General features: G+C 42.8%; 11 protein-coding genes and 1 tRNA gene. 4 read left to right on the top strand and 8 right to left on the bottom strand.

Going from position 1 to position 17,262, the window contains the following annotated elements; genetic code table 11:
• Positions 1-148: 148 nt before the first annotated feature.
• Positions 149-1,402 (top strand): aspartate kinase, encoded by a 1,254-nt coding sequence (locus GJV44_RS02650; RefSeq protein WP_226806216.1) that lies wholly within the window; start codon positions 149-151, stop codon positions 1,400-1,402.
• 92 nt (positions 1,403-1,494) lie between these two features.
• A tRNA-Ser gene (locus GJV44_RS02645) sits at positions 1,495-1,587 on the top strand.
• Between the two features lie 982 nt (positions 1,588-2,569).
• On the opposite strand, the gene GJV44_RS02640 is transcribed toward GJV44_RS02645, so the two are convergent.
• From GJV44_RS02640 to GJV44_RS02615, 6 genes are all read right to left on the bottom strand, one after another.
• On the bottom strand, positions 2,570-2,833 hold the full coding sequence (locus GJV44_RS02640) for a (2Fe-2S)-binding protein (RefSeq protein WP_226806214.1): 264 nt from the start codon (positions 2,831-2,833) through the stop codon (positions 2,570-2,572).
• 110 nt (positions 2,834-2,943) lie between these two features.
• On the bottom strand, positions 2,944-3,786 hold the full coding sequence (murI, locus tag GJV44_RS02635; protein ID WP_226806212.1) for a glutamate racemase: 843 nt from the start codon (positions 3,784-3,786) through the stop codon (positions 2,944-2,946).
• Between the two features lie 46 nt (positions 3,787-3,832).
• Complete coding sequence (gene bfr / locus GJV44_RS02630) at positions 3,833-4,306, bottom strand: bacterioferritin (RefSeq protein ID WP_226806211.1); 474 nt, start codon at positions 4,304-4,306, stop codon at positions 3,833-3,835.
• A 115-nt stretch (positions 4,307-4,421) separates the two neighbouring features.
• Entirely contained in the window at positions 4,422-5,945 is a 1,524-nt protein-coding gene (locus GJV44_RS02625) for a fumarate hydratase (protein WP_226806209.1), read from the bottom strand.
• Positions 5,946-5,995: 50 nt separating this feature from the next.
• Positions 5,996-6,568 carry a TIGR00645 family protein gene (locus GJV44_RS02620; RefSeq protein ID WP_226806887.1) on the bottom strand — a complete coding sequence of 191 codons (573 nt, stop codon included), beginning with the start codon at positions 6,566-6,568 and terminating at the stop codon, positions 5,996-5,998.
• A gap of 719 nt (positions 6,569-7,287) precedes the next feature.
• A complete protein-coding gene (locus GJV44_RS02615; protein WP_239025376.1) occupies positions 7,288-8,790 on the bottom strand; it encodes a cryptochrome/photolyase family protein in 1,503 nt (500 codons plus the stop codon).
• A gap of 2,030 nt (positions 8,791-10,820) precedes the next feature.
• On the opposite strand from GJV44_RS02615, the gene GJV44_RS02610 reads away from it, so the two are divergent.
• Both GJV44_RS02610 and tadA read left to right on the top strand, forming a co-directional pair.
• Positions 10,821-11,924: a phytoene/squalene synthase family protein gene (locus GJV44_RS02610; protein ID WP_226806205.1), complete on the top strand. Its 1,104-nt coding sequence runs from the start codon at positions 10,821-10,823 to the stop codon at positions 11,922-11,924.
• A gap of 256 nt (positions 11,925-12,180) precedes the next feature.
• On the top strand, positions 12,181-12,702 hold the full coding sequence (tadA, locus tag GJV44_RS02605) for a tRNA adenosine(34) deaminase TadA (protein ID WP_226806203.1): 522 nt from the start codon (positions 12,181-12,183) through the stop codon (positions 12,700-12,702).
• Between the two features lie 1,347 nt (positions 12,703-14,049).
• On the opposite strand, the gene GJV44_RS02600 is transcribed toward tadA, so the two are convergent.
• Both GJV44_RS02600 and GJV44_RS02595 read right to left on the bottom strand, forming a co-directional pair.
• Positions 14,050-15,093, bottom strand: a complete 1,044-nt coding sequence (locus GJV44_RS02600) for a quinone-dependent dihydroorotate dehydrogenase (RefSeq protein ID WP_226806201.1) — start codon at positions 15,091-15,093, stop codon at positions 14,050-14,052.
• Positions 15,094-15,909: 816 nt separating this feature from the next.
• Positions 15,910-16,446 (bottom strand): NUDIX hydrolase, encoded by a 537-nt coding sequence (locus tag GJV44_RS02595; RefSeq protein ID WP_226806199.1) that lies wholly within the window; start codon positions 16,444-16,446, stop codon positions 15,910-15,912.
• Positions 16,447-17,262 lie beyond the last annotated feature (816 nt).

Raw genomic sequence — 17,262 nt, 5'->3', positions numbered from 1 at the left:
AATCTTTATTTCTAGCGTCTTATCTTCCGTTTTTTGCACGATTAAGTAAGCGCGCAAACGCTGACAGAACCGTCTTCCGTTTGTTCTTCTTCTGTCGAACTACTCCACCTAAACACCAGAGTGCTTTCTCCTCTGGTTGATAACAACAATGGCACTTATCGTACATAAATACGGCGGCACCTCCATGGGCTCAGTTGAGCGTATCAGGAATGTCGCGACGCGCGTCGCGAAGTGGCACAAGGCGGGTCACCAATTAGTCGTCGTGCCATCCGCAATGTCCGGTCAAACTAATCGCTTACTTGCACTTGCGAGAGAAATTTCGGAACAACCTAACCCGCGAGAACTTGATATGATTACTTCGACGGGTGAGCAAGTGAGCGTAGGTTTGTTGTCTCTTGCACTTCAAGAGGAGGGAGTCGATGCGGTTAGTTATGCGGGCTGGCAGGTTGCGGTTAAGACAGATAGCGCGTTTACGAAAGCTAGGATCAGCGAAATCGACGATAAACGTGTGCTAGCTGACCTAGAGACTGGCAAGGTTGTCGTCATCGCAGGTTTTCAGGGCGTAGACCCCGAGGGTCACATTACCACGTTAGGTCGAGGGGGTTCCGACACGTCGGCAGTTGCGATTGCAGCTGTAATGCGCGCTGACGAATGCTTAATCTATACTGACGTCGACGGCGTATATACGACAGACCCGCGTGTTGTCGAAGAAGCGCGTAGACTGGATCGGGTTACGTTTGAGGAAATGCTAGAAATGGCTAGTCTCGGTTCTAAGGTTCTGCAAATTCGTTCGGTTGAATTTTCCGGAAAGTATCGGGTCAGGACTCGCGTACTGTCGAGCCTGATTGATCCGTTAATGCCATTAGACGATGAAATGCGTTCTGGTACCCTACTAATTACTTTTGAAGAAAATGAAAAAATGGAACAAGCTGTTATCTCCGGAATTGCTTTTCAGCGTGATGAGGCACGTATCGCGGTTATAGGTGTACCAGATAAGCCAGGTATTGCTTACCAGATCCTAGGGCCGGTTGCCGATGCTAATATCGATGTCGATATGATTATTCAGAATACTAGTATAGAAGGAAAAACTGACTTCACGTTTACTGTCGGCCGTAGTGACTATCAGAGCGCAATGGGCATCCTGACTCATCACGCCGATGAGAATATAAATGCGGAAGTAGTGCTAGGCGATCCAAAGGTATCTAAGGTATCGGTTGTCGGCGTTGGCATACGTTCTCACGTAGGCATCGCTAGTAAGATGTTTCGAACATTGTCAGAGGAGAACATTAACATCCAGATGATCTCGACGTCTGAGATTAAGATATCAGTATTGATCGATGAAAAGTACATGGAGCTTGCTGTGCGTGCGCTTCATAAAGCGTTTGAGCTCGACCAGGCGTGATGGAGAATTGATGTAAGTGTATGTAGGATCGCAGCATTTTCTCTACGACGCGCGGGCATTTTTACAGGGAAAGTCCTACAGAGGAAAAGTTTGGAGACGTGGCCGAGAGGTCAAAGGCACTCCCCTGCTAAGGGAGCATTTAGGCTAAACCTAGATCGAGGGTTCGAATCCCTCCGTCTCCGCCAGTATATTAGTAACATCTATGGATAGTATAGCCGCTAACCAAGAAAAATTCTTGGAGAGTACCTAGCATATCGATTGTTTTGGCAATTCTGTTTCTGATCTGTTTAGCTAAATTTTCATGTATTTATGCCTTATACGTAAAAACTGCATCAATTAATATATTTTTTATTTGTATGTTATTTATTTATTACTACCGAAAAATATATCGTATAAAATACTAATAGTTATAAAAGTTAATTATATTTACACTTTAACTATTCTATATTAGTTCATAAAATTTTGTTATTTAAAACATTTCTGAGAAAACAGATTTAATAATAACTTATCTGTATATTTTAATTTCCGAGCGATATCTAGACGAAAGCATAGTATAACCTTATACGGCATTACTTATTTTTATATTTTGTACATATATAGCTGAATTTTGTTTGATTAGATTCTCATGTATACATAGTTAGCGCATACTAGTTAGTATAGCGTCATTGTTCGACAATAACATCTGTTTATCTCAGATGTATCTGGTTCCACTATTTTTAGATTATCTAGATAGCGCTCGGCAATTAAAATAGTTTGTCGGAGCCTGAAGATATAGCAGGAGTAAAAAACTTATGTTTTCCATAGAATGTTGCTAATTAGCTGCAGTGAAACTTTTATAACAAAAAATTTTAGTTTCGGAAAAAGTGATATAGATTATATTTCAGCGAAAAATGACGGAGTATATTCGTTATGTTCATCAGAACACCAATAAATTGACTGCCCCGATTCCAGGATAATCGGGGCAGTGTTACTGCATCGTGCTAGATTAGATAGTGTATAATGTCGGGTTTTGCTTCGAAACAAAGCAGAGTGTGCCGAACATAATTTCTGAAAACTTTTCCCAAGTAGTGGTTCTATACATTCTTCTCTTCACTCGTTCAACCTAATAAATACATTTGCTAGCTTTAACGAGCAAAGAGAAGAGCCACAAATCAGCTAGCGTAATACTTACTCTTCGGCTTTATATGAGTTAGCCTTAGGCCGCTGCTTTGCATTCGTATAACATAACCGAGAGACGCCGGCGGATATATGACGCGCTACGTTAGTTCTGCTGTCGCAGGCAGAAAGCAGGTCATACACAGTTTCCTTGCATTTTCCACAGCACGTTGCCACGCCAAACTCGAATTGTAGCTCATCAAACGTTAATGCACTAGACTCTAGTGCTGCACGAATAGCATGATGGGAAACAGACTTACATATGCAGACGATCATGGAGCAAATAATAGTAATATGAATGCAAATTATTATTATTCTTTATTTCGATATAAGCAAGCTTGTTCGCTATTTCCCTATATAGGGCTCAGCCATTGGCTATATCAAGATTAGCCCGAATCTGATGCTATTTCTACGTGTTCAGCTGCCACATTAACACCGAGTAATTGCCAAGTCATACGGGTTAATTGCAGAGCGTCACCTGTCGTGACAAATCGTAATGGTGTTGGTAAAAATATAGACTCAACCTGTGTAACAGGTGGATCAGGCTTAATTAATAAGTGCTGGTCTGTTAGCCTGAGCATTAGTTGACGTGCGATCGCTTCGCCGGTATCAATAACCTTAAGTTGCTGATCTGTAAGTACGTGTACTGCCTTTAATAGAAAGGGATAGTGGGTACAGCCTAGTACTAGTGTATCGGCGCTGGCGTATAAGATCGGCTGCAGGCGAGCCAATAAATGGCGCATTACAACTGGTGAATCAGTGTCACCTGACTCGATGTCATCAACAAGGTCATGACCTGCCTGACATATGAATCGGCAATCACTACCGTACTGGGTGAGTAGTGTATTAAAGCGCACGCTTTTAAGCGTGCTAGCAGTTGCTAGAACACCAGCTACACGGGTGCGTGACCGCAGCGCTGCGGGTTTGATACCCGGCTCGACGCCAATAATTGGCATCTGAAAACGCTTGCGCAGTATTGACACCGTGTGCACGGTTGCGGTATTGCAGGCCACTACGATTGCTTTCACATGTTGTGCCTCGAGCCACTGCACAATACCTAACATGCGTGCCGTAATGAACGCGTTATCGCGCTTACCGTATGGCGCATAGCGAGAATCAGCAAAATATAGCAGCGCTTCATCAGGTAATGCCGCTCGAATGGCCCGCAGCACCGATAGCCCACCTACCCCTGAGTCGAATATACCAATTGGCGATTCGTTACGTACCATTATTCACCACGCCGGAATCTCGCTGGTATCTTACTGCTGCTTACGATTAGGTAGCAGATATCATGGATTGCTGGTAATGTTGGATACCAACTTTATTAATTAATTCGAGCTGTGTTCCGAGCCAATCGATATGCGCTTCCGTGTCGTCTAAGATATGGCATAAGATCTCGCGTGACATATAGTCTTGTGCAGACTCACAATACGCAATTGCTTTCTTACAGGTTGCTTGGGATGTTACTTCTAGCTTCAGGTCACATTCAAGGGCTTCTTGTGCAGTCTCTCCGATCAATAGCTTGTGCAAATCTTGTAGATTTGGCAGGCCATGAAGCACAAATACACGCTTGATCAGCGAGTCAGCGTGTCTCATTTCACTAATTGACTCATCATATTCATGCTTGCTCAGCTTGCCTAGCCCCCAGTGACGATACATCCGCGCATGTAGAAAGTACTGGTTTATCGCCGTTAGTTCATTTTTCAATTGAGAGTTTAGATATTCGATGACTTGCTTATTGCCTTGCATGATTAATTCCTTGTGGAAGGTACGTACAAAATGGGCCGGCCATGAATTAAAGCAAGCAGTCTGTTACTCGATGAATATGAAACCGTGCAGCGGAGCCGCATAGCTTGATGATCTGTTACACGGTTGCAATCGATAGTCTGCCAATCTTATTTTTCCATTTCCTAGGGCCAGTCTGATGGACTGATGTCCCATTAGAATCTATTGCAACGCTAACCGGCATATCTTTAACCGAGAACTCGTAGATAGCCTCCATCCCAAGATCTTCGAATGCGACTATATGCGCGCTATGTATTGCCTTAGATACTAAATACGCGGCACCGCCAACTGCTATTAGGTAGGCAACCTTATGCTTTTTAATTGCATTAATCGCAACCAGGCCACGCTCGGCCTTACCAATCATCAAAATAAGGCCAGTCTGTGCAAGCATTATTTCGGTGAATTTATCCATGCGCGACGAAGTCGTCGGGCCGGCCGGCCCGACGACTTCGTCGCGCACTGGGTCAACTGGTCCGACATAATAAATTGCGCGGTTTGTGAAGTCGACGGGTAGCGGTTGATCATTGGCTAACATGTCGGCAATACGCTGATGCGCGGCATCACGTCCGGTCAGTATTTTACCCGAGAGCAACAGCGGCTGACCGGACTTCCAGCTAGCGACTTGCTCTCGCGTTAGTGTATCGAGGTCCACGCGCTGGCTAGTTTTAGTGTTCGGCTGCCAATGTATATTGGGCCAGGCTTCAATTGGCGGTGGATCTAGCCGAACGACGCCCGAACCATCAAGTATGAAGTGCGTATGACGAGTTGCCGCACAGTTTGGGATAATCGCAAGTGGTTTGCTGGCTGCGTGCGTAGGTGCTGCCATGATCTTTACATCCAACACGGTTGAGAGGCCCCCCAGCCCCTGGGCGCCGATGCCGAGCGCGTTGACTTTCTCGTAAAGTTCAACACGCAGCGCTTCGATCCAATTTCGCGGCCCACAGGAAATTACATCTTGGATGTTAATTACATCCATCAGTGATTCTTTAGCCATTAATACCGCTTTCTCAGCAGTACCACCTATGCCAATCCCAAGTATGCCAGGCGGGCACCATCCAGCCCCCATTCCTGCTACCATGTTAAGCACCCAGTCGATGATAGAATCAGACGGATTCAGCATTGCGAACCTCGATTTATTTTCCGAGCCACCGCCTTTTGCTGCCACCTGTACGCTAAGCTTGTCGCCAGAAACAATTTCATAGTGAATTACTGCTGGCGTGTTATCTCGGGTATTCTTACGAGCACCTTCTGGGGGATTAACGATCGAAGCGCGTAGCACATTATCTGTGTAAGTGTAGCCTTGCCGAACGCCTTCGTTTATCATGTCTGTCACGTTCATTGTTGCGCCATCCCAGCGCACTTCCATACCAACCTTAATAAAGATTGTAACAATACCGGTATCTTGGCAAATCGGTCGACGCCCTTCTGCGCACATCCGGCTATTAGTCAAAATCTGCGCGATTGCGTCTTTTGCTCCCACACTTTTTTCGTGCTGATAAGCACGGGCCAGCGCCTTAATATAGTCTAGCGGATGGTAATAGCTGATATATTGCAGAGCATTGGCAATGCTCTGGATCAGATCTTCCTGCTTGATGACTGTCATCGTATTTTCTCATAAAAGGCCCCATATTAGCGGGTAGTAAAATAAACGACTTAATCATGGATTGGAGTGGCAACCGAAATTGGAACATGCGTCATGTGCGATGTAAGTCGATCTACCCAAGCCATCACGAACGCCGATAGCAAGAATGAAACGTGGATTAGAACCTGCCATATTACTGCCTGCGAAGAATGCTGGTCTGGATCGATAAAGGTTTTGAGCAAATGAATAGAAGAAATGCTGATTAGCGCCATTGAGAGCTTGACTTTCAACACACCGGCATTGACATGATCAAGCCACTCCGGTTCGTCCGGATGACCTTCTAGACCTAATCGGGAGACGAACGTTTCATAGCCCCCAATAATTACCATAATCAGTAAATTCGAGATCATGACAACATCAATCAATCCAAGAACTACCAGCATCACACTGGTTTCAGTTAGCAGGGCTGCGTGTGATAGAAGGTGCCAAAGCTCCTTTAGGAATAAGAAGACGTAGATAGCTTGTGCCAGAATTAAACCTAGGTATAGGGGTAATTGTAACCAGCGACTACAAAAGATTAGTGATGGAAGTGCACGCATGCGGCGCGGCTCAGATGAGGAAAAGAGAGAATGACTAGAAGACATTGCGCAGATGAGCAAACGGTATCGACTTTCCTGGAACGCACGCGGGCAGAAGCGAACGCCAGGGTGGAGTAAAACAAGCAATTATACCGCGCCTCAGAAATATTCCTGCAGTGTATTGCATAAATTATGGCACGACAGCTGGACGACTGGATGGTCACACATCGGTAACGACACAGTATGGTAGCGGTTACTTCTCTGGCCCATAGTCAGGCAGACACTATTTTTTAAGCGCTATGATGCTTTCTCCCTATATGAAAACTACTTTCGCGCTGTTGCTGCTATCTCCAGGCGCTAGTGCCGAAATCGAGAGCAACAACCAGTGGTTGAGTTAGAACCTGCGAAGGCGTGCTATCGGCTATTTTAGTAAAAAATGTTTATGAATATACCGAATCAATCGTGCATTGTATGAATACATATAATAGTTTGAGGAACTGTTAGCTTACAGCGTTATACAATTCTGATAATGGCGTGAGTCAAGCTGACTTTATACAACAATACGCACTAGCGTATAGTGTTGGTTTATCGGCCCGAAGCGATAAACGTTATGTTGGCTTGTACCAAAGTATTCTCGCCGTGTCACCCGAAGAGAATTATTGAGAATTAACTGCTGTCTAGCATACCGCTGAACTCGATGGGCTATATTAATACGTAGATCTCGACGGGGTCACATCACGCATGATGCATCCTAATCAACGGAAAACGGAATCGTGCATACTTGGTTACGATAACGAATTTGAATTCTCGATTTTGCATCTACGAATGTACTCTATTGCCTTCAGCGCTCGTTCTCGCGCATACGGATGAGATACTAGCGGAAGCGGATATTCCTGATTTTCCAGAATCAATGTAGTATTCGCTAGCTGTTTCGGTTGTGCGAGCCATGGCGTATGAATACATTCGCTCGGTAAGGGCATAAGTTCGGGCACCCAGCGCCGTACATAAGAACCCTGCGGATCAAATTTTTTACCTTGTAAAATTGGGTTAAAGATACGAAAGTAAGGTACCGCATCGGCACCACTACCGGCTACCCATTGCCAATTCGCAGGATTACTAGCTTCGTCGGCATCAACGAGTGTATCCCAGAACCAAGCCTCTCCTTCTCGCCAGTCGATAAGCAGATGCTTAACGAGAAACGATGCCGTTACCATCCGCACGCGATTGTGCATCCAACCGGTATGCCACAGTTCACGCATACCGGCGTCAATGATTGGATAGCCGGTACAGCCTTGCTGCCATGCGCACAGATCCCCAGAATCCGCACGCCATGGCATAGCGTCGAATTGCCGTTTCAAATTGACTTGATGTAGCGGTGCATAATGATAAAGTAGATAGTATGCAAACTCTCGCCAACCAAGCTCGTTAAGAAACTTATCTACGCTTCCACTCGCAGTAGGCGAGATTTGCTCATTTCCATAACAGAGGCGTGCGTCATGCATCCTAGATAATATAGCATGCCATACTTGACGTACCGATAGATTACCGAAACGAAGATATGGAGACAGCCGACTGGTCGATTGCATGGCGGGAATATCGCGTCTACGCCCGTAGTAGGTTAATGTATTTGCTAGAAAATCATCTAACTGAATCCATCCAGCTTGCTCGCCACATTGCCACGTTTCATTCAGTCCGCCGGCCCACTTAGGCCTGAAAGGCTGGAGTACTGATTGCGATAAATTTTTCGATCGCGCAATCACAGCGATGTTTTCTGACACAGGAAAAAAATCGATGCGTTGCGGTTTAGGCCGTGGCGTTGGAGGGGAATACTTATGGCGTGCAGCTCGCCAGTACGCGCTGAAGATACGAAATGGAGGACCATCTTGTGTAGTTACGTCCCATGGTTCTCGTAATAAGTGTCCGTTGAAAGTGAAGGTCGCAATGTTGTGTGCACTGAGAATCATCTCAATCTCGGCGTCAGTTGCGCGTTGCGACACTGAATACCTCCGATTCCAGCATACCTTAATCGCACCAATTTCCGTAGCGAATGCTGCGATGGTCTGCAACTCGGAGCCGTGAAGGACGGTTAATTCACCGCCTAACGCTGCAAGTGCAACATGAAGAGCGTTGAGAGATTGATGAAGCCACCAGCGTACAGCTAAGCCAGACGGGCGTATATTTTGTGGTTCTAAATCATGAATATAGATGCATACGATAGGATGACCTGTAGTAATAGCATATTCAAGCGCGGGATTATCGGTTAGGCGTTGATCATCGCGAAACCACATAATGACGGGAGGCAAAAAATCAAGAGGTGTAGATGATATCATTCAGGAATTAAAAAATAAGAATCATGCAATTTATGCAAGATTAGTTTTTATGTAGACAGCTATTGAGCTTTATCAAAAGTTTTTATAGTCTCTTACAAAATTGAGAAAAAGTATTAATAAGCAATATGCAACATTAAAAATCTGAGAGTGTATAGAGTTGAAGTTTCCACATCTTAGTGCTAATATTTTTAATAGACCATTTTATAGCTCACGTATATCGATTAAATTAGAATATAGTCGTTTTATTTTCTAGTTTCTAGAGTTATGTAAAAAAACTCTTGTGCAGAATATTCTGTTATTCGGGTCTTGTTACGTCGAAATCAACGTACCTCTGACGACTGTCAGAACATGTTTGTATTCGGTTGTTTTATACTGTTACTCAGCTTTATAGCAGAAGATTATAATACACAGGATTTCAACTCGTCAGTAGAATCAGTATCATTACGATAACCCTGAAGCAGGGTGTGGGGGATATAGGGTCCCGCGATTAGTTCGAAAACTTCGGGATAGCCTTGATGAAAATTTAATTTTAGTTTAAATAAAGTTATGAGACAGAGGAATCAAACTACGATTCACAAATCTAGGAAAGCACAAGGCACGAGATATATGCTTAAATTTATTGGCATAAATACACACGCTGTAGCTTTAATAAGCCTAAGTCTCAGTCATGTAGCAAGGTAGTAACTATTTCTTTATATATGCTATTCTAGAAATAGCTAGTAGACGCGCAAGCGCGCTAAGCACCTATTATATATAGGTATCATTGTTATTTCATGCAACTAGCAGATTTTTTCGTAAACTCGTGAGTAGTATCGTAAAATCTGCAAGTAAAAATCAAGAAAAGACAATACAAAATGGTAATTTGCATCTAAAAACCTGAATGTGACACACGCATGGATCCGTGTTAGCTCATATTTCTATGGCTACTAGCCCAATAATTATTGGGAAAATTATTTATCTATTTATCTTTAATTCTATTTTTAATAGAGCGAATCTGTTAGCTGGCTATGCTAAATTGCATTGTTCTTATCAGAATATAACTATTATAGTTAATTAAAACGATATTTATTACTATAGTGTAGGTATCTACAATCTGTATCTTAAAATATTGAATAATATTTTTATGGAATGTAATTTTAATAAAATAGTCCGGTTCCATGCACTTGAAAGATAGTTATCTTCTAGATAACGGTTGTCTTACTAAAAAATATTTATCGGACTAGAATATACATTTATATATTACTACTTATAAGTAAAATACTAGAGTGAAAATATATTACTCTTCTTAATTTCATTTTTATAAAATAAAATTTTTTGATGATAATAATGTTTTAATTTTATATCAATTTTTAATATTTTCTATCAAGAAATATTATTGAATTTTTATTTTTTATATAGATATTTATATAAAAAATGATAAAGTCACTTCCTATGTTTTTAATAAAACAGCTTTAAGTAATAAAAAATTCATAGTTTAGACAAAATATTTCTAGTATAAGAAGTTATTTTTTATGAAAAAATGTTCAAATGTTAGAACATATTATATATATTAACTCAGCATTAAATATTACTTCTTAGTTAAGACGCTGTTTTTTTATAATTAATACTATAAAAAAGTAACGAAGTATAGCGATAAGATATCAATATGTTGTAGTGGACACTAGAAAATGAGTTATACCTTTTACGATACATGAAGAAATTTCTAGAATATCAAACTTGGGTACTCAGGATACTACGAGGTGTTTATATCAAAGCTAGATGGTTCTCGGGTAGGTTTCTCTATTGGAAAAGAACGCTAGATTTGCGCGGCAATAAAAAGACTGTAAAAAAAGTGGCATGCTAACCCGAATCGTACAGCTTACTCAAGAATTTGTAAGGGGAGCCTCTAGATGTGTCGAGTGTTTATGATTACTAAATCTAACGGTGCAGTGATGCCGATCTGTAAACCAGTATAATACTAATTGCAATTGTTAATTTATAGCCGCGCGATGTCCGATTTATTATTCGACTCTCAGCTCAATGTAGCTACAGAACGCATTTTTCTGCTAGGCCCGCTACTTAAGAGTGTATCCCGCTCGTTCTACTTAACACTGTGTGTGCTACCCACTAAAATGCGAGAACCGGTAGCCCTAGCATATTTGCTAGCGCGCGCTGCTGACACAATTGCGGACACACCACTCATTGATCACCCGCTTCGACCCAAGATGCTATCAATATTGCGAGCGTACATGAATGGCGATAAGCAGAATCACGGGCTGTTGTTTCACGAGATTACTAAACAGTTAGCCGTGCAAGAACAACACTCTGATGAGCTGATTCTTCTAGCATCGCTTGAGCCGGCATTAATAATCTTGCAGAACTTGGACGCACGCGATCGTGAGGCAGTCTGCACTATTGTGTCAATGCTTGTGCGCGGAATGGAATTCGATTTAAATACGTTTCCACACGAGAACTCTGGTCAGATCGTGGCTTTGAGTACGTGGAACGAACTTGATGAATACACCTATATGGTGGGTGGCTGCGTCGGTGAATTCTGGACAGAGATGATTTATAGGCATCTGCCGAGAGCGCTGATCGGCGATTCTGTATCAATATTAGAGCTAGGTGTGCGATTTGGCCGAGCACTACAGCTAACTAATGTGCTACGCGATTGCGCAAAGGATCTGCGAATTGGACGCTGCTACTTACCATCCACGATGCTTAAGCGTTACGGTTTAACGCCGCAGGATATGTTATCTGCTCAAGTAGCTGGTCGGGCACGTCCGGTTATGCAAGAATTAGTGCGCCATGCGCTAGATCAGTTCTACGACGCAATCGACTATACTCTAGCAATCCGTCGTTCGTCTCTACGTCTGAGATTAGCATGCCTTTGGCCGATCGCTATCGGTTTAAAAACACTGCTGTTATTAGTGAATAGCGTAGACTGGTTGACGCCTAATTCGGCTGATAAGATTCGGCGACGGCATATATACAGTATTATTGCCATATCGATTACGCTTGTTGGGTCTAATACATTGCTTCGTGCATGGATGCAGCAATTGATTACTCCGATAGAATTTTGGCTGCACTGTACTGCGCGAGATGGCGATTAAAGAAACTTAGGGTTTAATATCCGTCGCGTGTATTTCGAATACTTCAAGCCAAGCTGTATAGCTTGGCTTGCCAGATTGTATAAGGCACTATTATCTTTAGACGCAGTATATCAACGCGCACTTGAATTTCTATATATCTAGTAGTTGGTGTCATACGACTATTCTATTATATTGCTGAATACTGAGTCGTCTGCGGCAGTTTCCGTTGCTCTAGCGGCGATGCATTGAGTGCTACCCTTCGACGCGGAGAGATTTCATGCGCAACATTTCGAAAAAAAGCCTAGAGGCCCGAGAGACCCGGGATCTCTATTTTATGGCATTGGCGCGTGCAGCTGCCAGGCAAGCTCATTCTATTGGTGAAGTTCCTGTAGGTGCTGTGATCGTACGGGGCGATAAGATAATTGCGCAAGGCTTTAACCAACCGATCAGCACTCATGATCCATCTGCGCATGCAGAGATAGTGGCGCTTCGAGCGTCTGGACAAGTGTTATCCAACTATCGCATGCCAGACTGCGAATTATATGTCACTCTTGAACCATGTCTTATGTGCGCCGGCGCTATTATGCATGCACGTATCGCTCGCGTGGTATTCGGTGCGTATGATCAGAAGACTGGCGTATGCGGTAGCATACTCGATGTATTCGCGCAACCGCGTTTGAATCATCACTCAAGCATCGCTGGCGGTATACTGGCCGATGAATGTTCGCATGACTTAAGCCAGTTCTTCGGCCAGCGTCGCCAGCTGCTACATGCGTTATGTTTGCCAGAAGTCTTATGAAGCTCCGGATAATCAAACTCATGACTCTTCTTTCGGCGACGAGCTATTGTGCTAGCCTTGAGACTTGATTGGTTGGCAAATCCTGTGCCGAGTGCTGCTAACTATTATGCTAGCTTCGCCTAGCAGCTATGGCTGCAATCTGGTTGCTATGCATAGGCTAGATTATACCGGATTATACTGCCGTATAATCCGGTACTGTCTCTGTATCTGAACAAAGATACACTATGAGTCGCACCTTTGTCACGATTAGATTAAGCAAATTCACAGTTAAAAACTTCTGGCCTGAGATTAGTAATTTGGAATTACGATTATTAATCTGTCGACTTAATCCGATATAGTCAATCGACGAGACATGCTATAAGGTAGCTTTTTTTCTATATATAAACTCTTACTATATAATTGCCGCGATGGTTAGTACGGCATACGTGCCGGATATTGATACGAGCAGCTTATTTTGTAGAAGATACAAAGTAAGAATCTATATTCCATATTGGGCAGTTCATATATCAATATTATTCAGTGCCATACTGCAGTAATAGATGCTAGTGCTTGAAGAGGGGGTAAACTTAACCGGGACCGCAGCTATTATTAGGCTATAAAACCGATCGATCGCATTTATTTTAGATGTATTACATTCTATTCCGGCACCACGAATCTAGAAGATACTATCAAGTAGGGTATTTCACTGTCTTTGCTATAGTACTTATGCCATACATTTTAAATCACTTTTAGCTCCTCGAGTCGGATAGACAGTATGTTGAAAGTTCCGTTCACAAATTGGTATATCCACCATGGCATATCCATACAATTTCTATGAGCGAGATTTACCTGAATATTACGAAGGTACTACCACGGAAAGTTAGCCGATCCGAAAGGTGTTTGCTTTCGGAAACTATGCAACCATTTTAGAAAATACTTGTTCAGTATTAGAAATACGCCGATTCCACTGGGGAATCAACGCTTGTAGATAGGTATGGTATATGGTATTTAGTACTGCATAAGCAGCGCGAGATAGCGCTACAGTTAGCCCTGTAGTCCCTCACAAGCAGGTGATATAAATCTAGTACCACACTCTTGCTACGCTGGCATAAAGCGGTAGCGACTGGTGGGGGGTAGTCAATGGCAATGACTTCTGCGCACTACGTAGTAGTTAAGTCGCCGTGATTACCGATACTATAGTGCTTGCGGCCCAATAAAAAGCTGCGTTGAGCGTAATGCCGACTAGCATAACAAATATTTATTTTCTGAGCGGCGAAAGTTGCATCATTTTCTCTTTTAGTAGACGGTGATGAGTAGCGACCCGCACAGTACGGCTTTATTCATACTGAAGTTTGTTGGTAATATTTCTTATGAAGTAGGCATTAAATAGCTGGCAGTAGCATGTACGCATTCAGCCACGAGCGTCGGCCCGCGGTAGATCAGACCAGTATAAATTTGTGCCAATGATGCACCAGCCGTAAGCTTTGCTTTTGCATCCTCGCCCGTGAAAATTCCACCTACGCCAATGATTGGCACTGCATCGCCCAATCGGGCGTATAATTGGCGGATTATTCGGTTTGACAAGTGGAACACTGGCCGACCAGACAAGCCACCAGCTTCGTCGCCATGGCGCAGGCTTTTCACTACGGTACGCGATAAGGTGGTATTGGTTGCGATCACACCATCGATATGGTGATTCAGTAGCATGTCCGAAATCGATTTAATCTGCTCATCATCAAGGTCCGGTGCAATTTTCAATGCCAGTGGCACTTGCTTTCTATACCGATCAGCCAGCCGCTGCTGTTTATCCTTGAGCGTACCCAGTAGCGCATCTAATGCATCGGCAGATTGTAACTGACGTAAGTTCTTTGTATTCGGTGATGAAATATTGATTGCTATATAGCTGGCGAATGGATAGATGCGTTCCAAACAGAATAGATAGTCTTCGGCCGCTCGATCGAGCGGTGTATCGGTATTCTTGCCAATGTTTAGTCCTAATATACCATGATAACTTGCAGCTCGAATGTTAGCAACGAGGATATCTATTCCGCAGTTGTTAAAGCCCATTCGATTAATCAATGCATCGGCCTGCGGCAAACGAAATAAGCGAGGTCTCGGATTACCCACTTGAGGTCGAGGCGTCACTGTACCGATCTCGATAAAGCCAAATCCAAGAGCCGCCAACCCATCGATGCAAGCACCATCCTTATCCAAGCCAGCAGCAAGTCCTACCGGGTTAGGAAATGTTAAACCCATCACGGTACGTGGCGCATCAGGCACCTTTTGGAAAAGGTAATGTGCGAAGCCGGCGCGTGCTGCTATGTCTAGCAGGCACAGTGTTAAGTGATGAGCGGTCTCCGCATTCATACGGAACAAGTGCGCCCGTGCGAGGGGATAAAGAGAACTAATCACGGAGAATAAGTAGAGCGCATGCTCTGAAATTAAAAGCTGGTTATTTTATCTACGTACAAGCCGTTTAACTGAGATATATGATCTCATCCAGGATCTCAGTTGTGCCCATAATCCTAGACGCATTTACTCAAGTAGATTGCAATTTACCTAGTACACTATCTCGCTGTTTTTGAAAATTAGCATCTTAAACACACGTACAGTAACTTTAATCGTCTAATATAAGTTCGTAGAATATACAGACTATAGAAAGTTGAATGCGAGATATGAATAATATTCATTATGCGTATTTTCTTTTTCAGCTCGCTGAGCTATCGGACTGATGCGCAAAATCTTAGCACTTCATAGTGCCCCGAAGATAATACTGAGGACTGCTTGCAGATTTATTTTGATACGGTATGCAGCTCGGCTATAGGCAATGTTTATTACCATACTATCTTAGTAAGATTGCAATATAGCGCATTGTAGTACATGCTAGTTTAAGTTTAAATAAATGTAAACAAGCATTTATTATGTCTTTTATCAGAGCTCCTGCTAAATGCGTTTAAGGCCTTAAATAGAATAGACATATGAATTGACTAAGCACTATAAAGCGATGCACGGGTAGCATAAGTCAAGCAGGCTGTATGCGACGCTGGTCTCATTCCGCGCATAGTAAAGCCGGGAAAAATAATCTAGGATAAACCAAGGAATCTAGTAAGTTCGGTATGCCGGACATAGATATTGCGTCTAGACAACTGCTTAGTATATTCTACGAGAAGTATTTTCCTAATACGGCAAAATCGCAAGCCAACCGCGTAATGTCTTTTACTCGCAATACTATTGCGAGTAAAAGACATTACCGGAGTGCAAGCCATAGCCGCCCGAGATACGATTAGCAAAGAAAAGGTGCAGAGTTCGCCCAACGGTTGGAAACGCGATCTTATCCCACGGAATATCGGCTTCATCGAATAGCTTCACATCTAAACTTTCTGCGCCAGCTTGCACGTCGATGTCGAGCAGTCTCGCGAGGTAAAATAGATGAACTTGATGTACATATGGCGCATTGAGTACAGTGAATAGCATCTGAAGCTCGACGCGCGCCCCCGCCTCTTCTAGAGTCTCTCGTATAGCAGCTTCCGCCGTTGTCTCGCCTATTTCCATGAAGCCAGCCGGTAATGTCCAGCATCCATAGCGCGGTTTTATGGCTCGACGACATAGTAACAGCTTATTATCCCAGATTGGGACTGTTCCAACTACATTACGTGGATTCACGTAGTGAATTGTATTGCAGTTATCGCACACAAAACGCTTGCGATTATCGCCGGGAGGCACGCATAGACTTACTGTGTAGCTACAGACAGAACAAAATTTCATTAATCGAATATTATGGGACAATGGTGAATAGTTTCACATTAGACGCATGGCTAATATGCTGCGTTTTTATATCGCCGACAGCTTAGCGTGGTTAGAGTTGGGTACGCCTGCCATAGTCGATAAGTTATCTTATCTTAATAAGGTTACGGCCCAGGAAATCAAAATTGTATTGATTAGAATATCAATCATATAATAAAAAATATCTACAAGTAATTTTCTTTACAGAAAAAACGTTATGAATAATATTCATCCATTACATTACGATTTAGATAAATTTTATTACGCTCAAGCGCGTAAACATCATCGTTACTGTCGCCGATTTTAATTACTCAAAAGTCAGCTCGTATGACAGGGCATATTTACATACATCTACGCCAGTGGCGAGCGCGGCCTTATTGTGTATTGCGAATCGATACATTACAAGAAAAAATTTAATTATATTAAAAATATTTTTCCGATATTTATATGAAAATTAGAGGGTTAATATTCCTATAGACGGATATCTTATAGCGGTAATTAGTAATTAATCGAACAACACCATTTTGGAACTCTTGGTCGATAATGATCAACATGCTTTATTTGAATATCGCTATAAAGCCTCTACTAAATATACCAGATAATCTATGATTGAAGTACGCCGTTACAGAGAAGATCATGATTAACCTAATTGATAGTTGACCAGTAGTAATTTGTGCCTACTCAATTTGTATAACGGCGCTTGCGGATCCTAATTTTTTTTCGTCTGATTAAGCGCTAGTCAGTTTACTGCGGAAAACAGTTCGTGGTCCTTGTAGAGACTAAGGGTGTCAGCATATG

Origin of the sequence: Candidatus Vallotiella adelgis, from assembly GCF_020541305.1 — a bacterium.
Lineage (GTDB): Bacteria > Pseudomonadota > Gammaproteobacteria > Burkholderiales > Burkholderiaceae > Mycetohabitans > Mycetohabitans adelgis.
Note: the sequence above shows the minus strand (reverse complement) of the source record. Positions and strands in the feature narration are given on the sequence as shown.

Bases quoted from the DNA above. Each gene is read 5' to 3' on its own strand.
- GJV44_RS02650 (WP_226806216.1), top strand. From the start codon at position 149: ATGGCACTTATCGTACATAAATACGGCGGCACCTCCATGGGCTCAGTT.
- GJV44_RS02640 (WP_226806214.1), bottom strand. From the start codon at position 2,833: ATGATCGTCTGCATATGTAAGTCTGTTTCCCATCATGCTATTCGTGCA.
- murI (WP_226806212.1), bottom strand. From the start codon at position 3,786: ATGGTACGTAACGAATCGCCAATTGGTATATTCGACTCAGGGGTAGGT.
- bfr (WP_226806211.1), bottom strand. From the start codon at position 4,306: ATGCAAGGCAATAAGCAAGTCATCGAATATCTAAACTCTCAATTGAAA.
- GJV44_RS02625 (WP_226806209.1), bottom strand. From the start codon at position 5,945: ATGACAGTCATCAAGCAGGAAGATCTGATCCAGAGCATTGCCAATGCT.
- GJV44_RS02620 (WP_226806887.1), bottom strand. From the start codon at position 6,568: ATGTCTTCTAGTCATTCTCTCTTTTCCTCATCTGAGCCGCGCCGCATG.
- GJV44_RS02615 (WP_239025376.1), bottom strand. From the start codon at position 8,790: ATGTGGTTTCGCGATGATCAACGCCTAACCGATAATCCCGCGCTTGAA.
- GJV44_RS02610 (WP_226806205.1), top strand. From the start codon at position 10,821: ATGTCCGATTTATTATTCGACTCTCAGCTCAATGTAGCTACAGAACGC.
- tadA (WP_226806203.1), top strand. From the start codon at position 12,181: ATGCGCAACATTTCGAAAAAAAGCCTAGAGGCCCGAGAGACCCGGGAT.
- GJV44_RS02595 (WP_226806199.1), bottom strand. From the start codon at position 16,446: ATGAAATTTTGTTCTGTCTGTAGCTACACAGTAAGTCTATGCGTGCCT.